This window comes from Chloroflexus sp. MS-G (assembly GCF_000735195.1).
Taxonomy (GTDB): domain Bacteria; phylum Chloroflexota; class Chloroflexia; order Chloroflexales; family Chloroflexaceae; genus Chloroflexus.
Map to the genome: position 1 here is coordinate 1 of NZ_JPIM01000044.1, position 15,534 is coordinate 15,534.

Below are 15,534 nucleotides of genomic sequence, written 5' to 3' on the forward strand. Positions count from 1 at the left end.
ATCAATGGCAAGACACTCAGACTGATGAGCGCATACGGCAGATTGCTTTGCACCATGGCATTGATGGTGAGACCAATTTGCAGTATGCCGTTGACCACACTCAACAGTGCGAAACTGAGCGCTTGCTGTATCGTATCGGTATCGCTAGTGATTCGGCTCATGACATTACCCGCTTCGTTACGGGCAAAATATCCGAGCGAAAGACGATGAATATGGGCAAATACATCTTCACGGATCTGACGCAAAGCGCGTTGACCAACCCAGTTCATACTGAAGAAGGCTACACCCTGCAACAGTGCACCACCGATAAATACAACCAGCAACAACCCGATCAGGCCGGTCAACCCACCTAGTCGGTCAGCATTTGTGGCTGCCGGGTCAATAGTGGTATACCAACAGGCATCGGCCCGTGGGAAGAGATAACAATCAACTGCCTGTCCGATCAATTCCGGTGCGGTGACCTGCAACTGAGCACTGGCTGTAATGGTGATCAACGTCAGTACGATGGCAGGCCAGTATGGATAAAAGTAGGTCCAGAAGCGTGCAATAGTTGCCAGCACATTCTTCGGCTTCTGTACCTCGGTGTTGAGCATTCGACCGGGGCCACCAAGTCCTCCCATCATAGCGTTGTTGCTCCTTCTCCAGTCTGGCCATTTGGTGATGGTAATGGTGCATCTTCGACTAACTGCGACGTATAGATTTCGGCGTAGATCGGGCTTTGTTCCATCAACTCGGCATGCGTGCCGCTGGCAACCAACCGTCCTTTATCGAGCACGAGGATCAAATCGGCATTCCGCACCGTACTGATCCGCTGTGCAATGACGAAACTAGTGCGTCCTCGCATCAAACGGTCAAGAGCACGTTGGATCAACGCTTCAGTTGCAACATCAACGTTGCTCGTGCTGTCATCGAGAATGAGCAGTCGTGGATTCAGCAATAATGCACGGGCAATCGCGATCCGCTGTTTTTGCCCGCCAGAGAGGGTCATTCCGCGTTCACCCACCCGTGTGTTATAACCGTCGGGAAAACTCGTGATGAAGTCGTGAGCTGCCGCAGCCTTTGCAGCAGCAATAATCTCTTCGTCACTGGCATCAGGGCGGCCAAACGCAATATTCTCGCGGATCGTACCACTAAAGAGATTGGTCTCTTGTAACACAATACCGATCTGACTCCGCAGACTATCAATTGTTACCTCACGGACATCGTACCCATCGATCAACACCGCCCCCTCACTTACATCGTAGAAGCGGGGAATGAGATTGATAATCGAGGTTTTACCACTACCGGTTGCTCCCAGCAAGGCGACGGTTTGTCCTGGCTCAACAACGAAACTTACGTTCTGCAAGACGGGGGCACTGCTGTTGAAATAGCGGAAGGTGACATTGCGAAATTCGACTCGGCCCTGGATGGGTGGCAACGTGATCGCGTCTGGTCGCTCGACAATCTCACTTCGGGCATCGAGCACCTCAAAGATTCGTTCGGCAGAGGCACCAGCCTGAGCCAGCAGCGCAATAATGAAACCGAGCTGACCGAGTGGGAAAAAGACGTATACCAGGTAGAGGCTGAACTTCTGATACTCGCCAAGCGCAAGCGTACCGTTCAAGATTTGCTGACCACCGAAATAGAGGATCGCTACCTGTCCCAATTGTGCTATCAGAAATATAACCGGAAACAGAAAGGCGAAAATGCGATTTACCCGAATCTGTTGCTCCATCAGCGCAGTAGCTGCCCGATCAAACCGTTCCTCTTCGTAAGATTCGCGGGCAAATGCCTTGACAACCTTCATACCTGCAATATTTTCCTGCAAAATGGTATTCAGACGCGAAAGGCGATTCTGTACTTCCAAAAATAAAGGCTGGCTGATCCGACCGAAAATAAAAAAGATTGCCAGAGCAAGCGGTAATAATGGCACAATAACAAGTGTTAATTGCCAGTTTGTAAAGGCTAGCACGATCAACGCGCCGATTAAGAGGAGAAACGATTGGGCAGCCAGTACTAATCCCTGCGCCACAAATGTCCGCACGCGCTCGACATCATCGGTTGCGCGAACCATGAGTTGCCCGGTCTGATTACGGTCGTAGAAACTGAACGACATGCGCTGAATCTTACTGAAAATTGCATTCCGCAGATCAAAGGCTAGACCATGCGAGGTTCGCTCAGCCATGAACGACTGTAAAAACGAAAAGATTCCGCGCATGACGGCAAATACGAGAATGAGCAATGCTGCATTGATCACAATTTCTTCCGCATGAGCCGCATTACGCTGTAACTCCTCAATCGTTAGACCGAGCCGTGCTGCTGCCGCCGCTTGAAACGCTGCCGGCACCTCGGTTAAGATGCGCGTCGCAACAACACTGCGTGTCACAGCATCGATCATGTTCTGAACCAACTGTGGTACGGCCAGTTGCGCCAGCGTGGCTACAACCAGCGAACCGTAAGCAACCAGTACTGTACGCCGCTGGTTACCGAGGTAGCGGATGGCGCGGAGTAAGGCGCCAGAAGTCGGTCGACGCCCTGGCGAGCGAGACATTCCCTGTTGAACCTGCATACGTGACTCTTTGTTCCTATGTGTTCTCAGTACGTCGATCTACCATCGTGTCTGAAACAAACTCTTCGTACTTGCAAACGAAATCCGCTAGCCCTGTGCTGAGGTGAGCGGCAAACCCGTTGGGCTGTTGTTTGACCGGGCCGCCGCAGTCGGTAGCCAACGGTGCTCACCGTCTCCTCTGCCGTTGCCAGCGAATCGTCGGCACGTGAATGTTCAGAAACGTGCTAACTGTTCTCATGCCCATCGTTTCCGCTATGTCTGCATGGCCCGTTCAAGCAGATCGAGAAATACCTGCTGTTCGGCATGGCTTAAACCGGCCAGCAGTTTGGTCATACGGGCCAATCGCTCGGTTTCGAGATCGTGGTGTAGTTGTCGGCCACGACTGCTCAGCGAGAGGAGAATGATCCGGTTATCATCAGGGTGTGGCCGCCGCTCGATCAGACCGGTTTGTACCAACCGTCGGGTCAATGCCGTGAGCGATGGTGGTTTGACGTTAAGCGCCTCTGCCAGTTCGCGCATCGACACTTCCCGATCAGGTGCGAGGAGACTGAGCAGTCGTAAGTGCGATATTGATAAGCCCCACTCGCTGAGCTGATCAAAGAGAGAGCTGCGCGGCTGTTTTGCCCGCATACAATCGAGCAGCTTGATCAGGCGTTGGGCATTGCGAATTGTCGGATCGTCCATGGGCATAGACAGTTAGTTAGATAAACTAATTGTATGATACGCCTAGAATGATGGACTTGTCAAATGAGAATCGGGTTCAGATATGTCATGCGCCGATCCAGTTATAATGGAAACACAATGCAATCGCTTCGTATCGGCTTTGATGCTCGCTATGCCAGCGACCACTTTCCCGGTATTGGTCGCTATATAACATCACTCTTACCCGAACTGAGCCGTCTCACCGGTCAGCATCGGCTGTTTGTGTTCACCAATATCGGGCAAACACTACCGACGTTGACCGATGCGCATGTCGAAATTGTTTCGGTACGTAGTTCACCCTTTGCCTTGACGCAACAACTCGAACTCCCGTTCCTTGCCGGTCGGTTACACCTTGATCTTCTCCATTCACCCTACCTTGTCAAACCATACCTGCTCCCTTGCCCTTCGGTAGTAACGATCTATGATCTATTGCCGTTACGGTATCCGCAGACCCTCAGTCCAAACGGACGACGTTTCTACCGGCTGGCATTGCGTCTTGCCGCCCGGAGTGCTCGTCAATTGATTACGATCTCGTCGGTCTCACGGGATGATCTGGCCTTCCATTTGCGCATCCCCCGTGAGCGGATTGCTGTTACTCCGCTGGCTGCCGCTCCTGCCTTTACTCCGCAGCCGCCTGATGTCATTACCGATATGCGACGGCGGTACGGTGTCCCGCGCCATTATGTGTTGTTCGTTGGCTCAAATAAGCCACACAAAAACGTCGACCGTCTGTTACGGGCCTGGCAGCGCGTGTTGCCTGAATTGCCATCCTCACTGTCTGATACTATCCTGGTGGTTGCCGGCAAGTTCGATCCGCGTTACCCGTTGCCGACCGTGATGGCTGCCGGGTACGGCTTGCAGGAGCGGGTCAAAGTGCTCTCTCATGTGAGTGATGACGATCTACCGGCACTTTACAGCGGCGCCCTGCTCTTTGTCTTTCCTTCATCATACGAGGGTTTTGGCTTACCACCGCTTGAGGCAATGGCGTGTGGTGTACCGGTTGTTTGTGCCTATGCGGGCAGTCTGCCAGAAGTGGTTGGCGAAGCGGCGCTCACGGTTGATCCGCACAGCATGCACGAAATTGCCGATGGTATCTTGCGCGTCCTACGTTCACCTGCCCTGTACCAGTTTCTCCGTCAGCGTGGTCAACAGCGTGCGACCCTCTTTTCGTGGCGCGCAACGGCCCAGGCAACTCTGGCTGTATACGAGCGAGTGGCGGCGACAGTATAGTCATTACGGCTCTGGTTGGCTCAGCAGGGTAGCACTTACCCATCCCTCCGTCCCGGCCTTCACCCGCTGCGGTGCGCAATCGTTGGCGGTAGCGACAACGCGCAGCCGGTACCAGCGATTATTGCCGGCGAGCGTCTCTTCGGCTAATAACTCGACCTGATCGCCAACGCAGACCTGTCCGATGACTGTCTCTGCTGCGATGCGTGGTTCACTGCGGATATTGCCGCCATTGATGACCCGTGCGCGACCAATAATTGGCGGCGGCGTTGCAGTCGGGGAAGGTATTGGGGTCGGTGTCAGTGTGGACTGTTGGGTAGCTGTTCGCTGAGCTGTCGCTCGCGCTTCGCGCGTCTGTAGTGCGATCTGGGTTGGTCGCATAACCTCACGACTGATTTCAATTTGACGCAGGATAAACGGGGCAGCACTTATCAGGCCAAGGATCAAGAGGCCGCCAACCAGCGCGGTAACGAGCGTGCGTAATGGCCCACGGCGACGTCGGCGACCGCTGAACAGCCGTTCCCAATCACGCGGATCAACTTTTGGTGGCACGGTTCACCCTCTCTACAACCAGCGACACAGCACCGGCTGACGCTCGCCGGTCGGCACAAAGCCGAACCAGCGGTAGAGTCGCTGGGCATGATGGTTGTACGCCTGTGTATTCAGAGTGAGCAACTCGGCGCCAGTTTCTGCCGCATAGGTTACGAACTCGGCCAGCAACCGCACACCAATGCCACGTCCTCGTTGTTCTGGATCAACGGCGATTCGCACTAGATGCACAAGCCTGCCGCCAAAATGGCTGGTTGCGTAACTGTACCCTACGACCTGTCCGTTAAGTTCAGCCATCACAAAGAATGAACCATCGGCAATTGCTGGCGCGAGGATACCTTCGTCTTTGACCCATTGTGGTTCAAAACAGCGCGTATCGAGTCGCAACACTTCAGCTAAATCAACGGCACGGGCAGGGCGAACTTGCACATCAGGATTACCGTTGGCCGGTATTTCCCAGCCACGCTTTTCATAAACAACGACATCGGTCTGATGATAGTAGCCAGCCGCTGTAAGGAGCGGACGAAGCCACTGATCGGACTGTTCATCACCCGCATAGTAGATATGTGTGACCGCGTGATCGCGAGCCAGGTTGTCGAGTGCTGACGCTAACTGTTTGAGGGCATCTTTAGGATGCACTCGCTCGTTGATGGCCAGAGCGCGTAACCACGTTACGTGATTGAACGGCTTCCCCAAGACAGCCACTGCCAGGATGTCAGCGCCAAATTGTAGTACTGTCGCCCGCCCTTCCTCGACAGCGGTGTACAGTTCGCTGCCATTTGTAGCCAGAAAGCGACGACCGGCAGCACGAAACAAATGACTCACTGCCGTGACATCGGCAGGTTGGCTGGAACGGGTAGTAGTCGCGTTGAGGTCGACCGGTTTGCGAAATGGCCACATAGCTGTGTTACCATACCTGTAGAGTCTAATGTCGTATTGTACCAGAGAAATCCTATGATGAGACGACTGCGGCACTACGTTTCTACCCAATGGCAACGATTCTTCGGGCTTAACATCTCGCCTGTCACCCCAATGCTCTTTGTTGGCGGTCAGTTCAGTGCCCGGCAGTGGCCGGCGATCCATCAGTTAGGTGTGCGGGCTGTGCTCTCGCTCCAGGCCGAGCGTGCCGATCCGTTTGTCGAACCATTCCCCATGCGCAGTTTACGGCTGTTGGTGCCCGATTTCCATCCGCCAACACTGAACCAACTCGACGAAGGCGTGCACTTTATCGCGCAGGCTATTAGTGATAGGTTACCGGTCTTCGTCCATTGCCATGCCGGGGTTGGACGAGCACCACTGATGACGGCGGCGTACCTCATGGCTCGTTACGGTATCGGCTCTCGTGCTGCGTTGACCAGGCTGCACCTCGCACGCCCCATTATCCGCCCCAACCGACGACAGTTACAGCGATTGCACGAATACGAACAGCTTCTGCTCCAACGTCGGCAGTCTGGTCTGCCTACGCTGCTCTCCGGCGATACAGGCCACTGGCCGCCAGTTCCAGACACCCCGATACCGTGAAGAGATCGACAAGGGCGCGAATTGAGAGCCGTGGTCGCGCACAGAGATAGACAGGGCGCCAGAAGTCGGCGAATTTGGCTTTGAAGCGGTAGAGGCCATGAGCGTTGTACACCGCTGTCATCTGGCGTCCTACCAGTGTGACCAGCCGTTCGAGTGGACGTAAATCTTGTTCAAGATGGTAAAAAGGTACTTCATTGAGGCTGAATGTCCGACATCCTTCAGCGTAAAGGTGCTGCCCGGCGGTGGTAAAGAGTGCTTCCATAATCCCAGAGGGAGCAGTGACTCGCCGCAACATCAATTCGGTAACGGCAGTTGTCGGGGTCGGTTGCGTCAGCAGGAGTGCCCCCTGCCATTCATCGGCTGTGTCAACAAATACAAACAGCCGGGTTTCTGGTTCAAAGACAGTGCGAAAAAGGTAACGCAGTTGTGGACGCGCTCCGTAACGTGCTTCCCGCGCCAGCCAGCGTAGGCGAGCAACTGCGGCGGGATTCCATGGTACTTCGATCACGCTGCCAAAACGGAGTGCAGCCCGTGTCATTTTGCGGATCGAACGACGGGAGAGACTGTCACTCGTTAGATCAATAATCCCTTCAATCCCCACCCGAATCGTTTCCCAACCTGCTGCAGCTAACGTACTGGCTACACTAGAGGGGCAGCCGCGCAAGAGGAGACCCGAGTTGGCAAAGTATTCACGTTGCAGGTGCGTTAGCGTGAAGGTTGCGGGAAGCGTAGCGTATGCCAGCCAGGTCAGCCCTGAAAGCGGCAGTTTGATCGCCTGCCAGCGTGGTCTGGTCAGATGGGTACGTGTCCAACTGAGCGGTAATTCATCGATATTCGCCAGGGCAGTGACCTCCATAGTCCATTGATCCAGGCGACTGTTACCAGGACGACGGCGAAAATAGCCATCCTTCCCTTTCAATTCAGCGTTGGCCGGGCGTCGAACCTGCCGTACTGGCTAACAGCAGGTGAGGTACTATGTTGAGCACAACTACCTCTCTACTAGTAGTTTGCTCTCAGTTGTGTATCACGTCAAGCCATCGCCTGGAGTGCTGCTTCAATCCGCGCAACGACCATATCAATTGCGATCGGATTACGTCCACCCCCAGGGAAAATGACATCGGCGTATCGCTTTGTCGGTTCAACGAATTCGAGGTGCATTGGACGCACGGTGTTCAGATATTGTTCGATCACTGAATCAACCGAACGCCCACGTTCAGCAATGTCGCGCCGCAGCCGTCTGATAAAACGCAGATCGGCATCGGTGTCAACAAACAACTTAATCTGCATGCGTCGTCGCAATACCGGCTCATAGAAGATCAAAATCCCTTCTACTAGAATAACCGGTCGCGGTTCGAGCCGTTCGGTCTGCGGTAAGCGAACATAGGTTGTATAGTCGTAGGTTGGTAGATCAACCGGCTGCCCGGCACAGAGCGCATCGAGATGCGCGACCAACAGATCGTTATCGAGCGCATCAGGATGATCGAAGTTAAATTTGGCCCGTTCTTCGAGCGGTAAATGGCTCAGGTCCTTGTAGTAGCGGTCGTGGTCGATATGGGCAATACGGTCAGCGCCGACCCGCTGCAAGATCGCTTGGGCAACACTCGTCTTGCCACTGGCGCTGCCACCGGCAATGCCAATGATGATCGAAGATGTGTTCATAGCACCATCCTGAATAAGCCTGAGATATGTTGCGTATCCTTCCCCCATCATAGGCGGAAAGGAAATTGACAAGAAGTGAGGTCTATCAGCCGTCCTCTACGTTGTAGAGAGCATGTTTCAGAAGAAATATGCGCACCGAACGTCAGCGGTGGAACACCTTTTCAGGTCATTAAAAACGAAGGAAACCGGCAAGGAGACATGTGTTCCGTTGCCGGTGAATCTGCCAGATACTCCACCGTGCACCGTCGTAGAATTACACGGTTTGCGACTCTGACTTCGGTGGCTCACCAAGAAGCTTGTTCGTCAGGTATGTCGCCAGCCAGGCTGCTGCCAGGCTGAGCACCAGGCTGAGCAAGCCGTGGACCAACTTTCGCCGCAACTCTTCTTCGGTCATGGAATTAATCCCTCCGTCGCATCAAAATGGTCACAAAGTAGAGCAATTGCGCAATCGCCTGCGCTGCTGCGGCTACATACGTCAACGCTGCGGCATTAAGCACCGCATTAACACCTTCAGCCTCTTGCACCGTCACAAGACCGGCTCGTTGCAGCATCTCGCGTGCACGGGCACTGGCGTTAAACTCAACTGGCAGCGTGACCAGGGTAAAGGCAACTGCCGCGCTAAATAGTATCACACCGACCACTGCCAGTTGAAAGCCGAAACCACGGCCACCAGCTGCGCCTAGCAGCATCCCAATGAAGAAGAGCCAGGTACCGAGTTGCGAACCGATGTTGGCAAAACCAACGATACCCGAACGCACGCGCAGCCATGCGTAGCCCTCTTTGTCTTGTGCGGCGTGACCAAGCTCGTGCGCAACAATAGCCATCGCGGCGACTGAAGGCTGTAACGACCCTTCCGAAAGCCGGATCACCTTGCTCGCAGGATCGTAGTGGTCGGTTAACATGCCGGGAATGGTCTCTACGCCAACGTGATCAAGGCCCTCGTTGCGCATCAGCACTCGGGCAACATCGAACCCGTTCAGCCGCCGCATGTTGGCGACCTGTGACCATTTATTAAATGCTGACTGAACCTGAAATTGGGCCCAGAGGGCGAAAAGCATCGCCGGCACCGCAAACAGCAAGTAGGTTGGATCGAAGAAGAATGGCATAGACGCCTCCTTGTATGCAAGAATGAAACTCTATTCTGTGCACAGTATACCACTCACAGATGATTACGGAACGTTGATAGAATGTTGGATTTTTGCAAAAACTCATCGCTTGCCCAACGAGCATGAAGTCAGCAACGTTTCCCATCCATCAGCCAGGGAGGAAATAGGGATACGTCGGAGAGGCAGAGATTCACACTACTGTTTTAACCGTCGTTTTCCGCTTCCTGTGGGCAAAAAAAGAGAGCTGCGGGAAAGGTAACGGGCGTCTTCCGCCACGGCGTGCGCTAGCGGTCATCGACTACTCACCGAAAGCGAGTCGATGGCCTGCGCTTGCAGGCAAGCAGCGCAGGCCACAGATCGCAGTGAACGTGCGCACGGTATTCACCGGCGGAATCAAACACGACCGAACATCAGCAAGATCGAAACTGGCTACAGATGATGCTCACCGGTCAGTACCTGCCGAATGAGACCACGGAGCACCATTCCCCGCTCACGTAGCAACCTCCGCAACTCCGGACCACTGCGGGGGAGGAGGAGCGCAGCAGCACCAGCACCGCCGGCCAGTCCTAGCAACAAACCTGACAAGAAACGTCGGCCATTTGTGCGGTGGGGAACGAGATCGTTTATTATCGTATCAAGATCGTCCATAGCTCATCACTTTACGGATAAATACCGCGCGTCGTTACAGCATCGGCAACCCGCTGCACCGCCAGCATATACGATGCCGTGCGTAGATCGACCTGGCGTTCAGCCGATACGCGCAGAACCTGTTGCAACGCATTTGTCATAACCCGACGCAATTGCGCGTTCACTTCACGTTCGCTCCAAAAGAATTCTTGTAGACCCTGCACCCACTCAAAATAGCTGACCGTGACTCCACCGGCATTGGCGAGAATATCTGGGATCACGACGCACCCACGATCATACAGAATCGCATCGGCAGCCCTGGTTGTAGGCCCATTCGCAGCTTCAGCGATGATATGTGCCTTGATTCGCCAGGCATTATGAGCAGTAATAACCCCACTCAACGCTGCCGGAACCAGGACCTCGCATTCCACTTCCAGCAATTCTTCGTTGGTCAGGGTATCGGCGTTCACGGCGCCAACAACACTCCCCGTGTACGCTTTATGCGCCAACACTGCTTCAACATCAAGGCCGTGAGGATTGTAGACTCCGCCGCGACTGTCACTCAGGGCTACAACCTTCATCCCCAACGCTACTGCTTCGCGGGCAACGGTCGAGCCAACATTGCCACAACCCTGAATTGCCAGCCGCATATCCGAAATATTCAGCCCCAGATGATGGGCTGCCGCCGTCAACACATATGTCAACCCTCGACCGGTAGCTTCGCGTCGACCTTCAGACCCGCCGATATTGATTGGCTTGCCGGTGACAACCGCCGGAACGGTATGGCCCTGATGCATCGAAATGGTATCCATAATCCAGGCCATCACCTGCGGATTGGTTCCCACGTCAGGGGCAGGAATATCGCGTTCGGGGCCGATAACGACACTGATCTCAGTTGCAAAACGGCGGGTCAGGCGCTCAATTTCGCCTGGCGAAAGCTGTTTGGGGTCAACGATAACTGCCCCCTTCGCGCCGCCGTAAGGCAAGCCGGCTAACGCACACTTCCAGGTCATCAGCATAGCAAGGGCACGGGTTTCATCGAGGGTAACTGACGGATGGTAGCGAATACCACCCTTCGTTGGACCGCGAGCCAGATTGTGCTGAACACGAAAGCCCTGAAAGACTTCAATGCGTCCGTCGTCACGCTTCACCGGAAAGTTTACCGTCAGCTCACGTTGTGGAATGCGTAGGATACCACGCAGACTTGCCGGAAGATCAAGCAGATCAGCCGCCTGATCAAAGTGCTGTTGCACGATGCTCAACAAATCGGCGCTCTCAAAAGGTGCAGCAGCAGATCGTTCTACATCTGTCATGACCATGACATTCTTCTCCTCAACAATGAGTAAAAAACGGCCCCCATTGGCCGTCCGCGACAACGGTGGCGCGGCAGCCCGTATTGTACCACAGGGTGATAGGCAAATAAAGATGTGCGTTATAATTTTTATTCATCGGATGGAATAAATTCGTTCACGCTGGATACTGAATGTGCAAAAGCTGTAATCAGGCGAATGGCGTGTTCAACATCGCTGAGAGCGATCATCTCGTTGGGTGAGTGCATATAGCGGTTTGGAATGGAGATCACCGCACTTGCAATCCCACTACGCACATGATGAATAGCATCGGCATCAGTACCGGTATGGCGTGGTGAAATCTGCACACTGTACGGGATCGATTCACGTTCAGCCAGATCGACCAGACGGCGAAATACCCGACCGCTGTTTGCCGAACCGCGCGATAACACCGGGCCGCCACCCAGTTTTACGGTATTCCACTGTCGTTGATCGGCATTCGGATGATCCGTTGCGAAGGTTACATCAACCACAATCGCTACTTGGGGATCGAAGCTGAAGGCTGCGGTGGTAGCGCCGCCAAAGGTAATCTCTTCCTGGGTTGTGGCAACAGCGGCTATGCAGGCGTTGGGCCGGTTTTGGCTTAACGAGCGCAGAGCCTCAAGCACTGTAAAGGCACCGATCCGGTTATCTATCGAGCGACTCACAATCCGACCGCCCGGCAACTCATACACCGGAGCATCGATGACCCCTACGTCGCCAACCTGTACCAATTCACTCGCTTCACTCTTGCTCGATACACCGATATCGATCCACATCTGTTCAATCTTTGTAGCCTGCTGACGTTCATCGGCTTGTAACAGATGGATTGGCTTCTTGCCAATGACCCCAATAACTTCGCCGTGCCGACCCAATAAGCGCACTCGTTGACCAACCAGTACCTGGGGGTCCCATCCGCCAATCGGGCTGAAGAAGAGAAAGCCCTGATCGTCGATGTGACTGATCATGATCCCGATCTCATCGATATGACCTGCCAGCAGAATCCGTGGGCCACTACCTTCCAGCACGGCAAAGCTGTTTCCCAGTACATCACTGTACACCTGATCGGCAAATGTTCGTGCTTCACTGCGCCAGACTCGTGCAGCCCGGTCTTCATCGCCCGATGGGCCGGGGGTAGCGAGGAGTCGTTTCAGAAATGAGAGTTGTGTGGTTTCCATAACATACTTTGTTCGGTGCGCATATCACAGTTTGACCAGCCAACACATCATAGCAAAACGTGATGGCTTTGATCAAATTGTGACTTAGAGCATAAACCATGATTGCGGTGAGCACCGACTCATGTTGAATGCGTTTGGGAATGCGGGCGTCTTACCTGTATCGCGTCGAACGTATGGCATGACGCACCGACGTACCACCTACAACGGACATATCGCGGCTTGGTGGTTTTGTTATTGTAAACCATTTTTCTTCCACTTGACACGATGTCAGTTACTGTGCTACACTAGCCGAGCGCGAGGGAGTTCAAAATATGCGCTCTATCAATCATCGTAGGCACTAAATATAGTAGTTTTTCTTTCCTGCGCCTTGTCGTCGTGAACCTTGTCGGTTAAAAATTATTTACAACACTCTTAGCGCATCAACCGTCCATGTAGCATGAGGAGCTTTCAATCCATGATGAAACACGAGCTTGCCCCTGCCAATCTGACCGACATTGCCCGAACCGTCCTTCAGAAGCGCTATCTACTCAAGAACGAGCATGGCGACGTCATTGAAACGCCCGAAGCGATGTTCTGGCGGGTAGCCGAGACGATCGCTGCCGTTGATGCTCGCTACGGTGCATCATCAGAACAGGTTGAAGAGCGAGCCGAGCGATTTTACCATCTGATGACCCAGGGCTATTTTGAACCCAACAGCCCAACTCTGATGAATGCCGGGCGGCCACTAGGTCAGCTCAGTGCATGCTTCGTGTTGCCAATTGACGACAATCTGACCAGCATTTACGAGACTCTGAAGCATCAGGCTCTGATCCATCAGAGCGGCGGTGGCACGGGCTTTAGCTTCTCGCGCCTGCGTCCGCGCAATGATGTGGTGCGCAGTACAATGGGCGTTGCCAGTGGTCCGGTCAGTTTTATGGATGTCTACAACCACTCGACCGAGGCCATCAAACAAGGTGGAACCCGCCGTGGCGCGAATATGGGGATCTTGCGCTGCGATCATCCCGATATTCTTGAGTTCATTACCTGCAAACTCGATACCACAAAAATCACGAATTTCAACATTTCTGTTGCCGTTACCGATGCGTTTATGCGCGCTGTTGAGCGCGATGAAACGTATGATCTCATCAATCCTCGCACCAGTACGGTGCATATTGCGTCACGCGATGGCCTGAAACATCCCCTGACCGGTGAGGTGCTGGTTCCGCCCGGTCAGCCAACACGCCTGCGTGCCCGGATGGTCTTCGATCTCATCGTTCAGTGTGCCCATGCTACCGGCGAACCCGGTCTGTTCTTCATCGACCGGGCCAACGAGTACAACCCGGTTCCGCACCTCGGCGAGTACGAGGCCACCAATCCTTGTGGGGAACAGCCACTCCTGGCGTATGATGTCTGTAATCTTGGCTCGATCAATCTGGGCAAATTTGTCACTCCAGAACGAACGATTGATTGGAATCATCTGCGTGAGGTAGTTCACGAAAGCACGCGCTTTCTCGATAATGTGATCGATGCCAACCACTATCCGCTCGAACAGATCACCCAACTGAGCCAGCGCATCCGGCGCATCGGGCTCGGGGTGATGGGATGGGCCGATATGCTAGTGCGGTTGGAGATTCCGTACAATTCGCACGAAGCAATCGATCTGGCGCGGAAGGTGATGCACTTCATCGACGAAGAGAGCAAGGTCGCTTCCGAGCAGTTGGCCCGTGAGCGTGGCCCGTTCCCGGAATGGGAGTATAGCATCTGGGGTCCTGATGCGACCTGTGCCCGCCGTCCTGATGGGTCGCGGATTCGTCCGCAACGACTGCTGCGGAATTGTAATGTGACCACCGTTGCCCCGACCGGGACGATCAGTATCATTGCAGGGTGCTCGTCTGGGATCGAGCCACTCTTTGCCATCGCCTTTTGGCGGTATCAGGCCGATACCCGGATGCTCGATATCAATCAAGATTTTGTCGCTCAGGCGAAACGTGAGGGCTGGTACAGCCCGGAACTGATGGAGCGGATTGCCGATACCGGCCACATTCATCACCCTGAAGTCCCGGCCCATGTGCAGCGGGTGTGGGTCACTGCCCACGATATTGCACCGGAATGGCATGTGCGGATGCAGGCTGCCTTCCAGGAGTATACCGATAGTGCGATCTCGAAGACGATCAACTTCCCCCACGAAGCGACCCCCGATCAGGTGCGCGAAGCCTACGAATTGGCGTTTCGGCTTGGATGTAAAGGGATTACCGTCTATCGCGATGGATCACGTGCAAATCAGGTTCTGTCGACCGGTTCGACCGCAAAGAGCACCAGTACAGTGCAGGCGCCTGCTCCACTACCGGCAGAGATTACACCGCGACCGGTACCGGCAGAGGGTCTTCCCAGTCACTCATACCCGGTCGTTACTCCGCTTGGCAAGCTCCGTCTGTTTGTCACCGAGTTAGATGGGAAGCCATTTGAAGTGTTTGCAATTATCGGGCGCGCCGGGAGTGATGTCACTGCGTTTACCGAGGCTATTGGACGGTTGATTTCGCTGGCGTTACGCTGTGGTGTACCGGTGAAGCTCATCGCCGAGCAGCTTCGCGGTATCGGTGGTTCACGTTCGGCAGGGTTCGGTCCTGATCGGGTCCGTTCCGTTCCCGATGCTATCGGGAAGGTCTTGCTCGATCACTATGTGAAGAATGGCAACGGGAATGGCAATGGTCATGGCTACGACGATAATACCGGTAACGGTGAAACGACACCAGACGATACGGTGAGAGTAAGCGAACCGACGCCATCGCAGGCGGTCAACTCTCTGCACGCTGACCTCCATCACGCTTCGTCAGAGGCTGCTGAGATCTGCCCCGAATGTCAGAATGCGGCGATGTTCAACGAGGAAGGATGTCGGAAGTGTCATGCCTGCGGGTATAGTGAATGCTAGCGTCGCTGTCATAGCGTGCTGAAGGTTCTCACATTTGCCTGCATACTACCTGGCCCGTATCAGGGCACGTGAATAATGAGCGTCATCCAACGCTTCAGGATGCCTCTGAATCATACAGTTGTCCTGAGATCGCGGGTCACCGGTCCGCGTCGGGTGGTCAATAGCCGAAAATCGGCGTGTA

Annotated in this window: 15 protein-coding genes; 3 read left to right on the top strand and 12 right to left on the bottom strand. The window is 54.3% G+C overall.

Features of this window, described 5'->3' with window-relative positions:
* The 3 genes from JE47_RS0109750 to JE47_RS0109760 all read right to left on the bottom strand — a co-directional run.
* The coding region (locus JE47_RS0109750; RefSeq protein ID WP_031459574.1) for an ABC transporter transmembrane domain-containing protein at window positions 1-623 on the bottom strand (623 nt) is incomplete at its 3' end.
* On the bottom strand, window positions 620-2,548 hold the full coding sequence (locus JE47_RS0109755) for an ABC transporter ATP-binding protein (RefSeq protein WP_031459575.1): 1,929 nt from the start codon (window positions 2,546-2,548) through the stop codon (window positions 620-622). The genes JE47_RS0109750 and JE47_RS0109755, both read right to left, overlap by 4 nt.
* Before the next feature lie 252 nt (window positions 2,549-2,800).
* Window positions 2,801-3,238 (bottom strand): MarR family winged helix-turn-helix transcriptional regulator, encoded by a 438-nt coding sequence (locus JE47_RS0109760; RefSeq protein WP_031459576.1) that lies wholly within the window; start codon window positions 3,236-3,238, stop codon window positions 2,801-2,803.
* A 111-nt stretch (window positions 3,239-3,349) separates the two neighbouring features.
* Between JE47_RS0109760 and JE47_RS0109765 the strand changes: the two genes are divergently transcribed.
* Entirely contained in the window at window positions 3,350-4,480 is a 1,131-nt protein-coding gene (locus JE47_RS0109765) for a glycosyltransferase family 4 protein (RefSeq protein WP_031459577.1), read from the top strand.
* A gap of 3 nt (window positions 4,481-4,483) precedes the next feature.
* Here the strand turns inward: JE47_RS0109765 and JE47_RS0109770 are convergent, their stop codons facing one another.
* Window positions 4,484-5,029: an SH3 domain-containing protein gene (locus JE47_RS0109770; RefSeq protein WP_031459578.1), complete on the bottom strand. Its 546-nt coding sequence runs from the start codon at window positions 5,027-5,029 to the stop codon at window positions 4,484-4,486.
* A 12-nt stretch (window positions 5,030-5,041) separates the two neighbouring features.
* Window positions 5,042-5,926: a GNAT family N-acetyltransferase gene (locus JE47_RS0109775; RefSeq protein ID WP_031459579.1), complete on the bottom strand. Its 885-nt coding sequence runs from the start codon at window positions 5,924-5,926 to the stop codon at window positions 5,042-5,044.
* Between the two features lie 54 nt (window positions 5,927-5,980).
* Here JE47_RS0109775 and JE47_RS0109780 point away from each other — a divergent pair, with 54 nt between their 5' ends.
* On the top strand, window positions 5,981-6,547 hold the full coding sequence (locus tag JE47_RS0109780; protein ID WP_031459580.1) for a dual specificity protein phosphatase family protein: 567 nt from the start codon (window positions 5,981-5,983) through the stop codon (window positions 6,545-6,547).
* Here the strand turns inward: JE47_RS0109780 and JE47_RS0109785 are convergent.
* The 7 genes from JE47_RS0109785 to JE47_RS0109815 all read right to left on the bottom strand — a co-directional run bounded on the left by JE47_RS0109785 (window position 6,486) and on the right by JE47_RS0109815 (window position 12,445).
* Entirely contained in the window at window positions 6,486-7,403 is a 918-nt protein-coding gene (locus JE47_RS0109785; protein WP_031459581.1) for a phosphatidylglycerol lysyltransferase domain-containing protein, read from the bottom strand. The genes JE47_RS0109780 and JE47_RS0109785 overlap by 62 nt on opposite strands.
* Window positions 7,404-7,576: 173 nt before the next feature.
* Window positions 7,577-8,206 carry a uridine kinase gene (gene udk / locus JE47_RS0109790; RefSeq protein ID WP_031459582.1) on the bottom strand — a complete coding sequence of 210 codons (630 nt, stop codon included), beginning with the start codon at window positions 8,204-8,206 and terminating at the stop codon, window positions 7,577-7,579.
* Window positions 8,207-8,459: 253 nt separating this feature from the next.
* Entirely contained in the window at window positions 8,460-8,600 is a 141-nt protein-coding gene (locus JE47_RS21590; protein ID WP_012257572.1) for a hypothetical protein, read from the bottom strand.
* A gap of 4 nt (window positions 8,601-8,604) precedes the next feature.
* A complete protein-coding gene (locus JE47_RS0109800) occupies window positions 8,605-9,312 on the bottom strand; it encodes a zinc metallopeptidase (RefSeq protein WP_031459583.1) in 708 nt (235 codons plus the stop codon).
* Between the two features lie 429 nt (window positions 9,313-9,741).
* Window positions 9,742-9,960 carry a hypothetical protein gene (locus JE47_RS0109805; protein WP_031459584.1) on the bottom strand — a complete coding sequence of 73 codons (219 nt, stop codon included), beginning with the start codon at window positions 9,958-9,960 and terminating at the stop codon, window positions 9,742-9,744.
* Between the two features lie 11 nt (window positions 9,961-9,971).
* Window positions 9,972-11,258 (bottom strand): Glu/Leu/Phe/Val family dehydrogenase, encoded by a 1,287-nt coding sequence (locus JE47_RS0109810; RefSeq protein ID WP_031459585.1) that lies wholly within the window; start codon window positions 11,256-11,258, stop codon window positions 9,972-9,974.
* Window positions 11,259-11,380: 122 nt separating this feature from the next.
* Window positions 11,381-12,445, bottom strand: a complete 1,065-nt coding sequence (locus JE47_RS0109815) for a M42 family metallopeptidase (RefSeq protein ID WP_031459586.1) — start codon at window positions 12,443-12,445, stop codon at window positions 11,381-11,383.
* A 454-nt stretch (window positions 12,446-12,899) separates the two neighbouring features.
* Between JE47_RS0109815 and JE47_RS0109820 the strand changes: the two genes are divergently transcribed.
* A complete protein-coding gene (locus JE47_RS0109820) occupies window positions 12,900-15,353 on the top strand; it encodes a vitamin B12-dependent ribonucleotide reductase (RefSeq protein WP_031459587.1) in 2,454 nt (817 codons plus the stop codon).
* Window positions 15,354-15,534: the final 181 nt, after the last annotated feature.

Coding starts and splice junctions, on each gene's coding strand:
- JE47_RS0109755 (WP_031459575.1), bottom strand. CDS start 2,548: ATGCAGGTTCAACAGGGAATGTCTCGCTCGCCAGGGCGTCGACCGACT.
- JE47_RS0109760 (WP_031459576.1), bottom strand. CDS start 3,238: ATGCCCATGGACGATCCGACAATTCGCAATGCCCAACGCCTGATCAAG.
- JE47_RS0109765 (WP_031459577.1), top strand. CDS start 3,350: ATGCAATCGCTTCGTATCGGCTTTGATGCTCGCTATGCCAGCGACCAC.
- JE47_RS0109775 (WP_031459579.1), bottom strand. CDS start 5,926: ATGTGGCCATTTCGCAAACCGGTCGACCTCAACGCGACTACTACCCGT.
- JE47_RS0109780 (WP_031459580.1), top strand. CDS start 5,981: ATGATGAGACGACTGCGGCACTACGTTTCTACCCAATGGCAACGATTC.
- JE47_RS0109785 (WP_031459581.1), bottom strand. CDS start 7,403: ATGGAGGTCACTGCCCTGGCGAATATCGATGAATTACCGCTCAGTTGG.
- udk (WP_031459582.1), bottom strand. CDS start 8,206: ATGAACACATCTTCGATCATCATTGGCATTGCCGGTGGCAGCGCCAGT.
- JE47_RS21590 (WP_012257572.1), bottom strand. CDS start 8,600: ATGACCGAAGAAGAGTTGCGGCGAAAGTTGGTCCACGGCTTGCTCAGC.
- JE47_RS0109800 (WP_031459583.1), bottom strand. CDS start 9,312: ATGCCATTCTTCTTCGATCCAACCTACTTGCTGTTTGCGGTGCCGGCG.
- JE47_RS0109805 (WP_031459584.1), bottom strand. CDS start 9,960: ATGGACGATCTTGATACGATAATAAACGATCTCGTTCCCCACCGCACA.
- JE47_RS0109810 (WP_031459585.1), bottom strand. CDS start 11,258: ATGGTCATGACAGATGTAGAACGATCTGCTGCTGCACCTTTTGAGAGC.
- JE47_RS0109815 (WP_031459586.1), bottom strand. CDS start 12,445: ATGGAAACCACACAACTCTCATTTCTGAAACGACTCCTCGCTACCCCC.
- JE47_RS0109820 (WP_031459587.1), top strand. CDS start 12,900: ATGATGAAACACGAGCTTGCCCCTGCCAATCTGACCGACATTGCCCGA.